The sequence below is a fragment of the Bradyrhizobium sp. URHC0002 genome (assembly GCF_054059515.1).
The window spans coordinates 5,271,389-5,286,270 of sequence record NZ_JBSSCF010000001.1 but is presented as its reverse complement, the minus strand read 5'-3'; the positions used below and the strand labels follow the sequence as shown (position 1 = coordinate 5,286,270).

Here is a 14,882-nt window from a genome sequence, read left to right as displayed (position 1 = left end):
CTTATGCGGCCCTCATGTTCTTGCGGTTCATCGAAGCGATATCAACCTTCTCGGGCTGCTGGGCTTCATGTGGATGTTCGGCGCCGGGGTAAACGCGCAGATTGCCCATCTGCACGCGGCCGAGCGGGCCGCGCGGGATCATGCGCTCGATGGCCTTCTCGACCACGCGCTCGGGGAAGCGACCCTCGAGGATCGACTTGGCGGTGCGCTCCTTGATGCCACCGATGAAGCCGGTGTGCTTGTAGTAGACCTTGTTGTCGCGCTTGCGACCGGTCAGCACGACATGCGCCGCGTTGATGATGACGACGTTGTCGCCGCAATCGACGTGGGGCGTGTAGGTCGGGAGGTGCTTGCCGCGCAGGCGCATGGCAACCAGGGTGGCGAGTCGGCCGACCACCAAACCTTTGGCGTCGATCAAGACCCACTTCTTCGTCACCTCGGCGGGTTTTGCCGAAAACGTTTTCATGTGAGGAAATCCGTGAAAATGGAAATCGGCGCCAGATGCGCCGAACTGGCGGGTTTCTAGAGAATGCGTCGCTGTCCGTCAACGCCATTTCGAACAAATTACATCAGCAAAAACAGCAGCTTATAAATATGGTGTAATATTACCGGTAAAAACCCTACGTATTTGGAATGGAGTAGGTCGCCGTCACATGGGCGATCGGATCGGGCGATGAGCCCGACAGCAGGTTGACCTCCCCGACCGCCAATCGCTTGCCAAGCTTCAAAAGCTTCGCAACCGCCAGCACGTCCTGACCGGCCAGGCCTTTGCGCAGGAAATTGATGTTGAGATTGGTTGTCACTGCAAGCCCAACCGGGCCGATCGCCGACAGCAGCAGCACATACATCGCGCAATCCGCCAGCACCATCAGTGTCGCCCCGGAGACAGTTCGGCCGGGACGAAGCATGGACTCACGGAAACGTTGCCTTATCCGACAGGTCCGACCGTCGGCATGCTCGATCGTAAGATCGTCATAGTCGAACATTTGCGGAAGCTCGGTGCGTAGGAAAGCATCGAGTTCAGCCGCAGTCATTCGCGCTGCTGTCATTATCGCGGCTCCAGGAACCGGCAAGGCGAACCATTATCAAATTTTCACGAAGTCCCCGTGCCGGCCAAGTCCCCCACTGAAGCGGCCTGCCCCAGCCACGCCGTCCTCGATCAACGCCTCGCGTCCATTGTACCATTCCTGAATCAGCGCCTCGCGGATAGTAAGGCCATGGCTCTTGATGGCAGACCGTCGGTCGGCGCGGACACATACCTGCGGAAACCGCGCGATCTCCCGCGCCAGTTCCTCCGCCTTCGCCCGCGCGCCCCCCTTCGGGACGACATATTCGCACAAGCCGATGTTCAGGCATTCCTCCGCCGGAACCTTTCGTCCCGTGAGAATGATCTCAAGTGCGCGGCCTTGGCCAACAATACGCGGGAGCCGCACGGTTCCGCCGTCGATCAGCGGGACGCCCCAGCGACGGCAATAGACGCCGAAATAGGACTCCTCAGCCATCACGCGGAAGTCACACCACAGTCCTAATTCCATTCCACCGGCAACGGCAGGCCCCTCGATCGCGGCAATGACCGGCTTGTCCAATTCGAGACGGGAGGGTCCCAGCGGACCACGCGGGATTTCGCCGCCATTGCCGCGCGGCCGAGCCGTCGGAATGTCGAGCTCGGCGAGCGGGTAAGCTGCATCTAGCGTGCTGACATATTTCAGGTCCCACCCGGCGCAGAACGCTCCACCCGCGCCATGGAACACCGCAACGGCGGCATCCGTGTCCGCATCGAATTCAAGAAAGGCTGCGGTCAGGTCATCCGCGCTTTTCGGGTCCATGGCATTGCGGGCCTCGGGCCGGTCGTGAACGATTGTCCATACTGCCCCATCCTTTTCGATCCTGACTGCCATTGCGAGCCTCCTGTATACCGTTCATTAAATTTAACATCGTTAAAAATTCTAACACCGTTAGATAAACCGTCAAGTGTGCTATTGAAACCGGATGGCGAAAGAACGGATGACGGGCCGCAGGAAGGCCGTGAGCGACCTCAAGCGCGAGTTGATCCTCGATGCCGCCCGCAAGGTATTCGAAGCCGACGGGCTGGAGGGGACGTCGCTGCGGGCGATAGCGGCCACAGCGGGCTACACCCCGGCCGCGCTTTATTTCCATTTCGAGTCCAAGGAAGCGATCTACGCAGAGGTTTTGAGAGGCTCGCTCGCCGATCTCGAACAGGCCGTCAATCGTTCGGTCGCTCGCACCAAGACACCCATCGATCGGCTTCGGGCTGCGGCGATGGCATTCTTCCGTTACTACTCCGACAATCCGAGAGACCTTGATCTCGGTTTCTACCTGTTTCGTGGTGGCATGAAACCGCACGGCCTCGGCAAAGAGCGCGACGACATGCTCAATGCCGCGCTGGAATCCGCGCTGCGGCCAATCGCCGAGGCCGCGCTGGCGCTGGGCGCCCGCCGCGAGGAGGCGCGATCGTTGATGGCGGATATTTTTGCTCACGCGGCAGGGCTGCTGTTGTTGGCCCACACCGGCCGCATTCGCATGTTCGGGGCTTCGGCCCTCAACCTGATGGAACGCTTTGTCGAGGGTGCAATCCTGACGCTGACCGCGAAGCAACGGGGATGAGAACCTGGGCTACGACTATCGAGCGCGCTCAACCATGTGGGGACTCGCATCCCTCGGCCGATGGCCTACAATGTCGACATGACGCATCTTGCCAGAGACCGGATATTTCGATGACAAGCCAGCCCGCCCGCGCCGCAGCGCCGCAACCGCCGATCTTGCTGCGCGAAACCGTGGACTCCGTCGCCGTGCTGACCCTGAACAGGCCCGTGGCGCGCAACAGCCTGTCGGAAGGGCTGATCGCGGAGTTGCACGCAGCACTTGACGAGATCCGCGACGACAACAGCGTCCGCGCCGTCGTCATCGCGGCCAACGGTCCGGCCTTCTCCGCGGGCCACGACATGAAGGAACTGACCGCGCGCCGCAGCGATGCCGATCGTGGCCGCGCTTATTTCGGGCGGATCATGAACGCCTGCAGCGCGATGATGCAGGCGGTCGTGCTTCTGCCGAAGCCCGTCGTCGCCGCCGTTCAGGGCATCGCGACCGCCGCCGGCTGCCAGCTCGTGGCAAGCTGCGATCTTGCGGTCGCCTCCGAGGCCGCGGGCTTCGCCACCCCCGGCGTCGATATCGGCCTGTTCTGTTCGACGCCGATGGTGGCGCTGTCGCGCAACATCCCGCGCAAGCAGGCGATGGAGATGCTGCTCACGGGCGAGCCGATTTCAGCGGCGACGGCGAAGAATATCGGCCTCGTCAACCGCGTGGTTGCCGCCGGCACCGAGCGCGATGCGGCGATCGCGCTGGCGCAGAAGGTCGCGCTCAAATCCGCCTACACCGTCAAGCTCGGCAAGGAGGCGTTCTATCGCCAGGCCGAAATGAACCTTGCCGACGCCTACCGCTATACGGCCGAGGTGATGACCGAGAACATGATGGCGCGCGACGCGGAAGAAGGCATCGGCGCCTTCATCGACAAGCGCGAGCCGAAATGGCAGGACCAGTAGTCCGTCATTGCGCGCGAGGCGAAACAATCCGCCACGCGAAAAGAGAATGGATCGCTTCGCTGCGCTCGCAATGACGCAAGTGGATAGAAAATGAACCACGACAATTACGACGACAACTATATCCGCAGCATCCTCAACGGCGTGAAGTCGATCGCGATGGTCGGCGCCTCGCCGGTCAATGTGCGGCCGAGCTACTTCGCCTTCAAATATCTGGCACAGCGCGGCTACGACATGATTCCGGTCAATCCCGGCCATGTCGGCAAGAGCCTGCTCGGAAAGCCCTTTGTCGCCTCGCTGTCGGATATCGGCCGTCCCGTCGACATGATCGACATCTTCCGCAATTCCAGCCACATCATGCCCGTTGTCGACGAGGCCCTGACATTGTCGCCGCCGCCGAAAGTGATCTGGATGCAGCTCGGCGCGCGCGACGACGCGGCTGCCGAGAAAGCCGAAGCCGCCGGGCTCAAGGTGGTGATGAACCGCTGCCCGAAGATCGAGTATGGACGGCTGTCGTCGGAAATTTCATGGATGGGAGTCAATTCGCGCACGCTGAGCTCGAAGCGCGCGCCGATTCCGACCCAGGGCATGCGGCTGTCGCTGAACCGGACCAGCCTCGGCGGCGGCGCGACCACGGCATCGGATCGCGCTGCGAAGAACAAGAATGAATTGACGTGACCTGAATTGCGAAATAATTGTTTCGCCAAGGTGGCGTAAAGAAGTACGCCCGTTTCTAATCCAATTTGTGATCCACCCAACTTGACGGCGCACGCGGCTGCGATCAGCATGCCGCGCATTTCAGAAACATGCCAAAAGAACAGGACGCATAGAATGACCGACCGTCTCCCGGGATTTTCGACCCTTGCCGTGCACGCCGGCGCGCAGCCCGATCCCACCACCGGCGCACGGGTGACGCCGATCTATCAAACCACGTCCTTCGTGTTCAACGATGCCGACCATGCCGCCTCGCTGTTCGGGCTGCAGGCGTTCGGCAACATCTATACCCGCATCGGCAATCCGACGACCGCGGTGCTGGAAGAGCGCATTGCGGCGCTGGAAGGCGGCACCGCGGCGCTTGCGGTCGCCTCGGGACACGCCGCGCAGGTCGTCGTGCTGCAGCAATTGCTGATGCCGGGCGACGAATTCATCGCCGCGCGAAAACTCTACGGCGGCTCGATCAACCAGTTCACCCATGCGTTCAAGAGCTTTGGCTGGAACGTGGCGTGGGCCGATCCTGATGATATCGGCAGTTTCGAGCGCGCGGTGACGCCACGCACTAAGGCGATCTTCATCGAATCGATCGCCAATCCCGCCGGCAGCATCACCGACATCGAGGGAATCGCGGAAGTGGCCCGCAAGGCCGGCGTGCCGCTGATCGTCGACAACACGCTGGCGACGCCGTATTTGATCCGCCCGATCGACCATGGCGCCGACATCGTGGTCCACTCGCTGACCAAATTTCTCGGCGGCCACGGCAATTCGCTCGGCGGCATCATCGTCGATGGCGGCACCTTCGACTGGTCGAAGGACAACAAATATCCGATGCTCAACGAGCCGCGGCCGGAATATCACGGCATCAGGATCCAGGAGACCTTTGGCAATTTCGCCTTCGCGATTGCCTGCCGCGTGCTTGGCTTGCGCGACTTAGGTCCAGCGATCTCGCCGTTCAACGCCTTCATGATCCTGACGGGCATCGAGACGTTGCCGCTGCGCATGCAGAAGCACTGCGAGAATGCCAAGGCGGTCGCGGAATTCCTTGCCGGCCATTCCGCAGTGGCGTCGGTGAACTATGCGGGCCTTGCCAGCGACAAGTACAACAAGCTCGCGCGCAAATACGCGCCGAAGGGCGCAGGTGCGGTGTTCACCTTCAGCCTGAGAGGCGGCTACGACGCCGGCGTCAATCTGGTGTCGAACCTGAAACTGTTCTCGCATCTGGCCAATGTCGGCGACACCCGTTCGCTGGTGATTCACCCGGCATCGACCACGCACAGCCAGCTCGACGACGCCGCCAAGGTGAAATCCGGTGCCGCGCCCGATGTCGTGCGCCTGTCGATCGGCATCGAGGACAAGGAAGATCTGATCGCGGATCTGGAGCAGGCACTGAGCGCGTAAAGCGTCCGCATCGTCATTGCGAGCGAAGCGAAGCAATCCACCTCACCGCCCGGGATAGATGGATTGCTTCGTCGCTATGCTCCCTTGCGCAAACGCTTCGCGTTTGTCGCAGGCAATGACGGGGTTCGAGCCCAGGCTATTCGACCAGACTCCCGGCCCAGATACCTCTCGCGCCAATCACAAGCCTCTCGTTAACGCTCATTCCGGCATAAAGTGGCGCTGAGCCGCCCTTGATGATTCGGAGCAAACGATGCTGCGCTGGACGATGCCCTTCCTGGTCGCAATTTTCGCGATCGGAACCGCTGCCGCCGAGGGCCCCGACGTGAACAAGACCACTGACGGCCCCGCAGCAGCCAAGCCTGCCGACAACCCGGCCGCCGCCCCGCCCGCGAACAGCCCGCCCACCGTCAAGTCGGCCACCAGCCCCGTCGCCGCGAAACGCGCCGCAACCAGGCGCGCCGCGGTCCAAGCCGCCAGCCAGTTGCCGCCGGGCCTGCCTCGCGCCCACTATAAATACCGGACCACGGTTGCCCCCGCCGCCCCTCTCTACGTGCGCCGTGGCCGCGCGCTGGTGGTCGAGGAAGAGGTTGATCTGTGGTTTTCACCGGTGAACCCGGCTCCCTACGCGCCACGCGTCTTCGGCACGCCGCTGCTTCCGGGCTCCTCGACGCTGCCCGGCTATTACGGTACGAGCCATTCCTATAGCTATGACGGGCCCTATTACGGCGGCCCCTATACGCCTTACTGGGACCGCTTGCCGTACGCCTGCGGCGTGTTCGGATATTGCTAGGAACGGATCATCGACGTGGCAGGGGCACAGCGAAGGACCAGTGACAAGACCTCCGCCAACGCGACCACGGCGGATCTCGTCGCCGTCCTCGTCGCCGTCACCGACGGCGAGCCCAAGATCATGACCATCGCCAACGCCGGCGCGCTGCCGAGCGGCCCGTTCGAATTTGCGCACCGTTCGCTGCAGACGGGCTTGCGGGCATGGGTCGAGGCGCAGACCGGCCATCCGCTCGGCTATGTCGAGCAGCTCTATACGTTCGCCGATCGCGGCCGGGCTGGAGATGCCAAGTCGCCGCATTCGATCTCGATCAGCTATCTGGGCCTGACGCGCGAAGACCAGGTCGGCCAGGGCTTTGAGGCGCACTGGTCCGGCTGGTACGAATATTTCCCCTGGGAGGATCAACGATCCGGTCTCCCCGCGGCGCTGGCGAAGACATTGGCGTCGCGGCTTAGGGCGTGGTCGAAATCCGCAGACACCGCCAGCCTGCAGCGCGAACGCTGGCAGCGCGTCGCCATTACGTTTGGCCTCGACGAGCGCGAATGGAACGAGGAACTGGTGCTGCAGCGCTATGAGCTGCTCTACGAAGCGGGCCTGATCCCGGAAGCCGTGCGTGACGGGGCCGATACCACTGCCGTCATTCCCGGCCGGCCGATGAGTGGAGATCACCGCCGCATTCTCGCGACCGGGATCGCGCGGCTGCGCGCCAAGATCAAATACCGTCCCGTGGTGTTCGAACTGATGCCGGCGGAATTCACCCTGCTGCAACTGCAACGCAGCGTTGAGGCGCTTGCAGGCCGGCTGGTGCACAAGCAGAATTTTCGCCGCCTGATCGAGCAGCAGCAACTCGTTGAGGAAACTGGCGCAATCGCCGCCGATACCGTCGGCCGCCCCGCCAAGCTGTTCCGGTTCCGCCACGGCGTGCTGGCGGAACGGGCGGTTGTCGGAACCAAGCTCCCGCTTTCGCGCACTTGACATCGGTTATGCTCAGGATAAGTATAAGCCAACATATACTCAAGGAGAGTATAAATGGCCGACCTCAGCTCCACTGCACGCGCCCGTTCCGCAGCGCTTTACGACCGGGTCAAACGCGTCATCCCGCCGCCTGAATGGGCGACCTTCGCCGACGACGTCGACGCCATCCTCGAACTCAAGCGAAGCCGCAACGCCGTCATCCTCGCGCACAACTACCAGACGCCTGAAATCTTCCACGGCGTCGCCGACATCGTAGGCGACAGCCTGCTGCTGGCGCGCGAAGCCACCAAGGTCGATGCCGACATCATCGTGCTGGCCGGCGTGCACTTCATGGCCGAGACGGCCAAGCTGTTGAACCCGGAAAAGACCGTGCTGATCCCGGATCTCGCGGCAGGTTGTTCGCTGGCCGACTCCATCACCGCGCAGGACGTGCGGCTGATGCGCCAGCGCTATCCCGGCGTCCCCGTCGTCACCTATGTCAACACCTCGTCGGCGGTGAAGGCGGAATCCGATATCTGCTGCACCTCGGGCAACGCACTCAAGGTCGTGGAATCGCTCGGTGTCGAGCGCGTGATCATGCTGCCGGATGAATACCTCGCGCAGAACATCGCCACGCAGACGACCGTGAAGATCATCGCATGGAAGGGCCATTGCGAGGTGCACGAGCTGTTTACGGCATCCGACGTCCGGCAGCTGCGCGAAAATCATCCTGACGTGACGATACTGGCGCATCCGGAGTGCCCGCCCGAAGTGGTCGCGGAAGCCGATTTCTCCGGCTCGACGGCCGCGATGTCGGAATTCGTCGGCAAGCAGCGGCCCCCCCGGGTCGTGCTGCTGACGGAATGCTCGATGAGCGACAACGTTTCGGTGCTCCACCCCGACGTGGAGTTCATCCGGCCCTGCAATCTGTGCCCGCACATGAAACGGATCACGCTGAAGAACATCCGTCATGCGCTGGAAACCGGCCGGCACGAGGTGACGATCGATCCCGCGATCGCCGTATCAGCCCGGCGTGCCGTCGAAAGGATGCTGGCGATATGAGCACGGAGATTTCAACGCTGAACAACCGTCCCGTCATCATCGGCGGCGGCGCGGCCGGATTGATGACGGCGTTGCAGATGGCGCCGGAGCCGATGTTGCTGCTCTCGAAGGCGCCGCTCGGCGCCGAAGCGTCGAGCCTGTGGGCGCAGGGCGGACTTGCTGCGGCGATGGGCGGGGACGACGACCCTGCCCTGCATCTAGCCGATACGCTGGCCGCTGGCGCGGGCCTGTGCGACGAGGCCGTCGCTCGTCGGATCGTTCATGCTGCGCCCGCGGCTGTCGAGCATCTCGCCAGACTTGGCGTCGCCTTCGACCGCCGGCCGGATGGCGGCTGGCGGCTCGGCCTGGAAGCGGCGCACGGCCGCAACCGAATCGTACACGCGACCGGCGACGGCACCGGGCGCGAGATCATGCGCGCCTTGATCGCAGCGGTGCGCCGCTGCCCCACGATCACGCTGTTGGAGGGCGTCGAGGCGCGCAGCCTGATCGTCGAGGACAATGCCATCAAGCGCGTGCTCGCGGTGAACGCGCACGGTCCGCTCGTGATCGACACCGGTCGCGTCGTGATCGCGACGGGTGGAATCGGTGGCCTGTTCGTCGACAGCACCAATCCTGCGGGTTGCTTCGGCCAGGGACTGGCGCTGGCGGCACGTGCGGGTGCGCTGCTCTCCGATCTCGAGTTCATCCAGTTTCATCCGACGGCCTTCGACGGGCCGTCGCGTCCGATGCCGCTGGTCACCGAGGCCGTGCGCGGTGACGGCGCCGTCCTGATCGACGACACCGGGCAACGCTTCATGGCGCATCAGCCCGGCGCCGAACTCGCGCCCCGCGATATTGTTGCGCGCGCCGTCTGGCGTCGCCGCGCGGAGGGACATCGCGTCTTCCTTGACGCGCGGCAACATCCGGGAGCGGAATTTGCAAAGCGCTATCCCGTCATTTCCGCCTTCTGCAAAATGGCCGGGATCGATCCCGCAACCGATCCGATTCCGGTGAGGCCGGCGGTGCACTACCACATGGGCGGGATCGCCGTGGATATCGAAGGCCGCAGCACCGTGAACGGCCTCTGGGCCTGCGGCGAAGTCAGCCGCACCGGGCTGCATGGCGCCAACCGGCTCGCCAGCAATTCGCTGATGGAAGCGATCGTCTGCGCGCAATGGGTTGCGGAGAGCGTCCAGAGCGCGAACCGCGGCCCGCTGAAAGCGCGCGCGGCCAACACGCCGCCGCCCGCATCCGACCCTTCCGCCGTGCGGCCGATCCTGTCGCAAGGCCTCGGCGTGCTCCGTGACCGGCATAAAATCGAACGCGCGATCTGCGGTCTCTACCCCATCGCCAGCGGCCGCGGCGCAGCCGCCGATCCCGCGCTGGTGGGATTGATGCTCGCAGTGGCAGCGTATCGGCGCGAGGAAAGCCGCGGCGGGCATTTCCGCAGCGATTTTCCGGAGGCCCTGCCCTCGGCAGTGCCGTCTACCATCTCGCTTACGGAGGCGCTCGACGCGGCGCGCAACGTCTTTGAAACCGGATCTCTGTCTGTTGGGAGTGCCCAGCCGTGACGCTTACACCGCTTCTGCCTCTCATGTACGAACCGCTGGTTCGAACCGCCCTGCTCGAAGACCTCGGACGCGCCGGCGACATCACGGCGGACGCGATCGTTCCCGCCGACCGGCACGCTTCACTGGTGTTGCGCGCGCGCCAGCCCGGCGTGGTGGCCGGGCTCGATATCGCGCGCTGTGCCTTTCAACTCGTGAATCCTTCCATCGGGCTCACTGTGGAACGGCCTGACGGCAGCGTGGTGGCACCGGGAGACGTGATCGCGACCATCGAAGGGCCGGCGCGCGGGCTGTTGACCGGTGAACGGACGGCTCTGAACTTCCTCTGCCATCTCAGCGGCGTCGCCACCGCAACGGCCTCGCTGGTGTCGGCAGCGCAAGGCACCAAGGCGCGCATCGTCTGCACCCGCAAGACCACGCCCGGATTGCGCACGCCGGAAAAATACGCGGTCCGCGCCGGCGGCGGCAGCAATCACCGCTTTGGCCTCGACGACGCTGTCCTGATCAAGGACAACCACATCGCCCTGGCCGGCGATATCAGAACCGCAATCGAGCGCGCAAAGGCGCATGCCGGCCACCTCGTCAAGATCGAGATCGAGGTCGACACGCTGGCCCAGCTTGAACAGGTTCTCGCGATCGGCGTGGATGCCGTCCTGCTCGACAACATGACGGTCGAACAACTGCGGCAGGCGGTGGCGATGACGGGCGGCCGGGCGATCACGGAAGCTTCAGGCCGCATCACTGCCGAGACCGCCGCGGCGATCGCCGCGACCGGCGTCGACCTGATTTCCGCGGGCTGGCTGACCCACAGCTCCGCCGCGCTCGACATCGGGCTCGATTATCTCGGACTCAATCGGCAGGCAGCTTAGGCGCGAGCTACTCGGCCGCGCGCATGGCCTTGTCCTCGCGCATCAGGCGGTTGTTGCGCTGGACCACCGAATAGGTCGCCAGCGCAAACAGGATCACCAGGCCCTGGATCGACAGCGATTCAAGCGTTGGATTCAGGCCGATCGCGGTCAGGAACGCCGAGCCCTTGACCTCGGTGACGGTGATGATCGCCTGTTCCTGGAACTCCTGCACGGCCTCGCCGATGAACTTGATTGCCATCGCGAACAGAAACGCCGAGGTGATGATGAACAGCGGCCGCAGCGGAAGCTTTCGCGCAATCAGGTTGATAAAATAAAACAGCACGGCGAGCCCGAGCGTTGCCGCGGCAAGGCCGGCGAACAGACCGGCGCTCCAGCCGCCTTCGGCCGTCGCCAGCGCATTGATGAACAGCACGGTTTCGGCGCCCTCGCGGAACACCGCGAGGAAGGCCAGCGCGCCGACCGCCCACACCGTGTCCTGCGACAGCGCTGAATCGGCCTTGTGCGCGAGATAGTCCTGCCAGCCGCGCGGATCCTGCTTCACCATCAGCCAGCCGCTGACATAGAGCATCAAAGCGGCGGCGACGAGGATGATGATGCCTTCGAGGACATCGCTGTGCTCGCCCGAGTTCAGCACGGCAAACAGCCAAGCGGCGATAATGCTGGCGCCGACGGCCGCGAGCGCGCCGCCGTACAGCGCCTGAATGCGATGTCCGGCACCGGCCTTGGTCAGATAGCCCGCCAATGCGGCGATCACGAGCATGGCTTCGAGCCCCTCGCGGAGCAGGATGACGGCGGCCTGGATGAATGCTGAAGACATGAAACGAACCCGTTTTTTGTTCGTTTTATCGCCCAAACCATCCAAGTAAAGCGGTGCGGCCCCACACGAACGCGTCAACGGCGTCGTGCAACAAGAAACCCCTGCAAATCGGGCACTTCCCGGAATGCCGGCAGATTAGAATCGCTCAATTTCAGCTGGGTTGCCCGAGCGGCATCGCCAGCTTCTGCCGGTCGTGCTCGGTTCGCCGCGCAACCAGGCGTTCGGTCTGCAGGACCGCGAGCGTCAGCACCACGATGGCGACAGCTTGATGCGCCAGCGCCAGATCGATCGGCACCTGGTGCAGCAGCGTGAGGATGCCGAGCGCAGCCTGCAGGATGATAGCGGCCACCAGCGACCACGCGCCGCCGATCACGGCAGCGCTGGCCCGTGACCGCACAGCATCGATAGCATGAAGCACCGCCAGGATCAGTAGCGCATAGGCGGTCATGCGGTGCTCGAACTGCACGGTGAGCGTGTTGTCGAACAGATTGCGCCACCACGGCTCCTCGAACCACAGCCGCGCCGCCGACGGAATGAAGGCGCCGTCGATCTCGGGCCAGGTATTGTACACCCTGCCCGCCCGCAGGCCCGCGACCAGCGCGCCGAAATAAAGCTGGACGAACGTCAGGGCGAGGAGGGCCACCCCGGAGAGCTTCAGCCGCACGGAGACAACGGGCTGCGCACGCGCGATCATCCGCCGCAGCGTCCAGATGATGGACGCAAAAATGATCAGCGCCAGCACCAGATGCGTCGCCAGACGATACTGGGACACTTCGGTCCGTTGTGTGAGGCCCGACGCAACCATCCACCAGCCGACCGCACCCTGCAGCGCGCCGAGGGTGAAGATCATCCACAGCCGCCGTTTCAGCTCAGTGCTCAACGCGCCGCGCCACAGAAAGTACAGGAACGGCAAAAGATAGATCGCTCCGATCACGCGCCCGAGCAGGCGGTGGCTCCATTCCCACCAGAAGATGGTCTTGAACTCCGCAAGGCTCATGCCGGCGTTGAGTTCGCGGTATTGCGGGATAGCCTTGTAGCCCTCGAACGCCTGCACCCACTGCGCCTCGTTGAGCGGCGGCAGCGTGCCGGTGACCGGCTTCCACTCGACAATCGACAATCCGGATTCGGTGAGCCGCGTGGCGCCGCCGACCAGCACCATGACCGCAATCAGCGCGGCGACCACGATCAGCCACCATCTGACGGCGCCGAGATGCGGGGCTTGCTGTGCGGAACTGGCGGTCATAAAACCCGTCTTGGCTGGCCCTAAAGGCGCGCTTGATTGAACTGGCGCGCCCCTTATAGTCCGCCCCTTCCCGCGCGCAACCCGCCACGAGCCTCACAATCCGCCATGACGATACGCACCCGCAAATTCTTCGGAACCATCGCCCTGCTGGTGCTGGTCGTCGTGTGGTCGCTCTTGGGAATGACCATCGCCCAGACGCCCTGGCTGGCCAATTCCGGCCTGTTGCAGGCGATCTTCTATGTCGTGGCCGGCCTCGGATGGGTGCTGCCCGCAATGCCGATCATCAGCTGGATGTCTCGGCCGGACCGAGCCGCCTAGATTTTGACGCATCTTCTTCATGCGAACCGGTATCCACTTCGCTTGAAAACGCTCTTTATTGCACGCGATCCAGCCGCGCGCCGTCTGCCGTCGAGCTAAAAATACCTGCCGTGCGGCCGCACACTTTCAATCAGAGCGACCGACCTTTGAGCGCTTCTTTATGACTTAAGAGCCTGCCTGCAGTGATGAATGATCATTTCGAGAAAGGTATCAGAGCCTGAGAGATCTGTACGCGTGATAGTCTTAGCAGCCCACTAAATGGAGAGTTCAGTTCAGAAATCAGGAATAAGGCGCCCGACGATGACAAGGCAAATAGAAGCACAAAGATCTTCACGGTCAGGTTCGTCTCTCCTAGAATGCTGTAGCTCGCAAAAATGATGGTCAGCCAGAAAACAAGGAGTGCCAAGAACGGCATCGGCAATGTGCTGCCTGAATCGGAAAACAAGCGTAATCGCGCCTGGGCGGCACGGCTTACTACTTCGTCAATCTGCTTCCTGAGATTTCGTTGCTGATCGGTGGATTCGGGAAGTTGATTCATGGCGATCGAGAAACGCCTCCATGCATCGGACGCCGCAAAGGCCTGGTGCGGTGGCTTGCTCCTCCCGGCCCAGATGCTATTTGCCAGCGCATCCGATTGATCCCGCAGGGCTTCCCTCGCCCCGGAGGCCGACGGGCCATATTCGGAAAGTAATTGGTCGAGTAGCACAAGATCCGATGCTATCTGACTGACTTGGGATGCGGTCGAATCGTAAGAAATCTTCGCGGTCGAGATCAACAAGCCAAGGATCAGAGCTGCCAAGGTTGAGATCAGTCCCATGCCGGACTTGATGACTCCTGCGGGTCGGTCGGCCAGATGATGCTCTGGAAGCCGGTTACGCAGCCAGGAACCGATCGCGGCACCGCCGATCATTGCCCCCAGCGAGATGATCAGTATCCATACAGATTCACTCACTCGAACACCTTCAATTAAAACGGCAAGACTGCAATACGATCAAACAATAAGAATGACCTGCGTGTGCGCACCAAACGCAACGCTTGCTGTCGCTGACAATATTGCGCCTTCGGTCAGGGTTGCAGCGGGACGTATCGGCTTCGGTGCAGGAAAAACTGCTCGAATAATTTTCCGTTGCCGACGTCTCTGGCTATCTCCTTCACGGCGAAGAAGGGCATCAGCACGATGAACATGATCAAGCCAAACACGATGAGCTCCGAAGCATTGATGCTCTCGGCAGTCGAGCGACCGTGCCAGAGTCCCAACAGGATGTCCTCCAGGAGATGGCAGGAAATCAATATCAAAGAAAACACCGCGGATTTGTACACGATAGGATAAATCAACGGCTTGCGCTTTAGATCGTCGGCGACGTTGAAGACTTCTGCAATGAACATGATCTTGGCAAGCACGAATGCGTTTATCATTGCAAAGCCCTGATGATAAAACAGGTTCGGCTCGTTCAAAACGAGCGATTTATGAACGGCGAACAATCCAAGAAGGATCCAGAGGTACGCAAATATCCAAAGAAGCTCTTTTGCTTCTGTAATACCCTTCTCCCTGAAATGGTTTAGCTGGTCACGTGTCATTTTTCGATCCCACCGATTGCGAATCAAAAAGAGGCCGG

Annotated in this window: 17 protein-coding genes; 10 read left to right on the top strand and 7 right to left on the bottom strand. The window is 62.4% G+C overall.

The window, feature by feature from the left end; all coding sequences use genetic code 11:
* Position 1: 1 nt before the first annotated feature.
* The 3 genes from rplM to ACVWVY_RS25755 form a co-directional block, all read right to left on the bottom strand.
* Positions 2 to 466 carry a 50S ribosomal protein L13 gene (gene rplM / locus ACVWVY_RS25765; protein WP_247786149.1) on the bottom strand — a complete coding sequence of 155 codons (465 nt, stop codon included), beginning with the start codon at positions 464 to 466 and terminating at the stop codon, positions 2 to 4.
* A 154-nt stretch (positions 467 to 620) separates the two neighbouring features.
* Positions 621 to 1,049: a PaaI family thioesterase gene (locus ACVWVY_RS25760; protein ID WP_456628998.1), complete on the bottom strand. Its 429-nt coding sequence runs from the start codon at positions 1,047 to 1,049 to the stop codon at positions 621 to 623.
* Between the two features lie 36 nt (positions 1,050 to 1,085).
* Entirely contained in the window at positions 1,086 to 1,898 is an 813-nt protein-coding gene (locus ACVWVY_RS25755) for a crotonase/enoyl-CoA hydratase family protein (RefSeq protein WP_456628997.1), read from the bottom strand.
* Positions 1,899 to 2,004: 106 nt separating this feature from the next.
* Between ACVWVY_RS25755 and ACVWVY_RS25750 the strand changes: the two genes are divergently transcribed.
* The 9 genes from ACVWVY_RS25750 (at position 2,005) to nadC (ending at position 10,888) form a co-directional block, all read left to right on the top strand.
* On the top strand, positions 2,005 to 2,625 hold the full coding sequence (locus ACVWVY_RS25750) for a TetR/AcrR family transcriptional regulator (RefSeq protein ID WP_456628996.1): 621 nt from the start codon (positions 2,005 to 2,007) through the stop codon (positions 2,623 to 2,625).
* A 110-nt stretch (positions 2,626 to 2,735) separates the two neighbouring features.
* Positions 2,736 to 3,560, top strand: coding sequence for an enoyl-CoA hydratase (locus tag ACVWVY_RS25745; RefSeq protein ID WP_456628995.1), 825 nt, complete (start codon positions 2,736 to 2,738; stop codon positions 3,558 to 3,560).
* Between the two features lie 90 nt (positions 3,561 to 3,650).
* Positions 3,651 to 4,235: a CoA-binding protein gene (locus tag ACVWVY_RS25740; RefSeq protein ID WP_456628994.1), complete on the top strand. Its 585-nt coding sequence runs from the start codon at positions 3,651 to 3,653 to the stop codon at positions 4,233 to 4,235.
* 153 nt (positions 4,236 to 4,388) lie between these two features.
* The gene (locus ACVWVY_RS25735) at positions 4,389 to 5,669 is read left to right on the top strand and encodes an O-acetylhomoserine aminocarboxypropyltransferase (RefSeq protein WP_456628993.1); all 1,281 of its coding nucleotides are present in this window, start codon (positions 4,389 to 4,391) and stop codon (positions 5,667 to 5,669) included.
* A gap of 322 nt (positions 5,670 to 5,991) precedes the next feature.
* Positions 5,992 to 6,459 (top strand): hypothetical protein, encoded by a 468-nt coding sequence (locus ACVWVY_RS25730; RefSeq protein WP_456628992.1) that lies wholly within the window; start codon positions 5,992 to 5,994, stop codon positions 6,457 to 6,459.
* Between the two features lie 15 nt (positions 6,460 to 6,474).
* Positions 6,475 to 7,431, top strand: coding sequence for an NUDIX hydrolase (locus ACVWVY_RS25725; protein WP_456628991.1), 957 nt, complete (start codon positions 6,475 to 6,477; stop codon positions 7,429 to 7,431).
* 54 nt (positions 7,432 to 7,485) lie between these two features.
* Positions 7,486 to 8,472, top strand: coding sequence for a quinolinate synthase NadA (gene nadA, locus ACVWVY_RS25720; protein ID WP_456628990.1), 987 nt, complete (start codon positions 7,486 to 7,488; stop codon positions 8,470 to 8,472).
* The gene (locus tag ACVWVY_RS25715) at positions 8,469 to 10,022 is read left to right on the top strand and encodes an L-aspartate oxidase (RefSeq protein ID WP_456628989.1); all 1,554 of its coding nucleotides are present in this window, start codon (positions 8,469 to 8,471) and stop codon (positions 10,020 to 10,022) included. Before nadA ends, ACVWVY_RS25715 begins: the two co-directional genes overlap by 4 nt.
* Entirely contained in the window at positions 10,019 to 10,888 is an 870-nt protein-coding gene (nadC, locus tag ACVWVY_RS25710; RefSeq protein WP_456628988.1) for a carboxylating nicotinate-nucleotide diphosphorylase, read from the top strand. Before ACVWVY_RS25715 ends, nadC begins: the two co-directional genes overlap by 4 nt.
* A 7-nt stretch (positions 10,889 to 10,895) precedes the next feature.
* On the opposite strand, the gene ACVWVY_RS25705 is transcribed toward nadC, so the two are convergent.
* Together ACVWVY_RS25705 and ACVWVY_RS25700 are read right to left on the bottom strand one after the other, a co-directional pair.
* Positions 10,896 to 11,705, bottom strand: coding sequence for an FTR1 family iron permease (locus ACVWVY_RS25705; protein ID WP_456628987.1), 810 nt, complete (start codon positions 11,703 to 11,705; stop codon positions 10,896 to 10,898).
* A gap of 151 nt (positions 11,706 to 11,856) precedes the next feature.
* On the bottom strand, positions 11,857 to 12,948 hold the full coding sequence (locus ACVWVY_RS25700) for a COX15/CtaA family protein (RefSeq protein ID WP_456628986.1): 1,092 nt from the start codon (positions 12,946 to 12,948) through the stop codon (positions 11,857 to 11,859).
* 105 nt (positions 12,949 to 13,053) lie between these two features.
* Here ACVWVY_RS25700 and ACVWVY_RS25695 point away from each other — a divergent pair, with 105 nt between their 5' ends.
* On the top strand, positions 13,054 to 13,266 hold the full coding sequence (locus ACVWVY_RS25695) for a DUF2842 domain-containing protein (protein ID WP_334481234.1): 213 nt from the start codon (positions 13,054 to 13,056) through the stop codon (positions 13,264 to 13,266).
* Between the two features lie 193 nt (positions 13,267 to 13,459).
* Here ACVWVY_RS25695 and ACVWVY_RS25690 read toward each other — a convergent pair whose 3' ends face one another.
* Together ACVWVY_RS25690 and ACVWVY_RS25685 are read right to left on the bottom strand one after the other, a co-directional pair.
* Positions 13,460 to 14,218, bottom strand: coding sequence for a bestrophin-like domain (locus ACVWVY_RS25690; RefSeq protein WP_456628985.1), 759 nt, complete (start codon positions 14,216 to 14,218; stop codon positions 13,460 to 13,462).
* A 113-nt stretch (positions 14,219 to 14,331) separates the two neighbouring features.
* On the bottom strand, positions 14,332 to 14,844 hold the full coding sequence (locus ACVWVY_RS25685) for a hypothetical protein (RefSeq protein WP_456628984.1): 513 nt from the start codon (positions 14,842 to 14,844) through the stop codon (positions 14,332 to 14,334).
* Positions 14,845 to 14,882 lie beyond the last annotated feature (38 nt).

Bases quoted from the DNA above. Each gene is read 5' to 3' on its own strand.
- rplM (WP_247786149.1), bottom strand. From the start codon at position 466: ATGAAAACGTTTTCGGCAAAACCCGCCGAGGTGACGAAGAAGTGGGTC.
- ACVWVY_RS25760 (WP_456628998.1), bottom strand. From the start codon at position 1,049: ATGACAGCAGCGCGAATGACTGCGGCTGAACTCGATGCTTTCCTACGC.
- ACVWVY_RS25755 (WP_456628997.1), bottom strand. From the start codon at position 1,898: ATGGCAGTCAGGATCGAAAAGGATGGGGCAGTATGGACAATCGTTCAC.
- ACVWVY_RS25750 (WP_456628996.1), top strand. From the start codon at position 2,005: ATGACGGGCCGCAGGAAGGCCGTGAGCGACCTCAAGCGCGAGTTGATC.
- ACVWVY_RS25745 (WP_456628995.1), top strand. From the start codon at position 2,736: ATGACAAGCCAGCCCGCCCGCGCCGCAGCGCCGCAACCGCCGATCTTG.
- ACVWVY_RS25740 (WP_456628994.1), top strand. From the start codon at position 3,651: ATGAACCACGACAATTACGACGACAACTATATCCGCAGCATCCTCAAC.
- ACVWVY_RS25735 (WP_456628993.1), top strand. From the start codon at position 4,389: ATGACCGACCGTCTCCCGGGATTTTCGACCCTTGCCGTGCACGCCGGC.
- nadA (WP_456628990.1), top strand. From the start codon at position 7,486: ATGGCCGACCTCAGCTCCACTGCACGCGCCCGTTCCGCAGCGCTTTAC.
- ACVWVY_RS25715 (WP_456628989.1), top strand. From the start codon at position 8,469: ATGAGCACGGAGATTTCAACGCTGAACAACCGTCCCGTCATCATCGGC.
- ACVWVY_RS25705 (WP_456628987.1), bottom strand. From the start codon at position 11,705: ATGTCTTCAGCATTCATCCAGGCCGCCGTCATCCTGCTCCGCGAGGGG.
- ACVWVY_RS25700 (WP_456628986.1), bottom strand. From the start codon at position 12,948: ATGACCGCCAGTTCCGCACAGCAAGCCCCGCATCTCGGCGCCGTCAGA.
- ACVWVY_RS25695 (WP_334481234.1), top strand. From the start codon at position 13,054: ATGACGATACGCACCCGCAAATTCTTCGGAACCATCGCCCTGCTGGTG.
- ACVWVY_RS25685 (WP_456628984.1), bottom strand. From the start codon at position 14,844: ATGACACGTGACCAGCTAAACCATTTCAGGGAGAAGGGTATTACAGAA.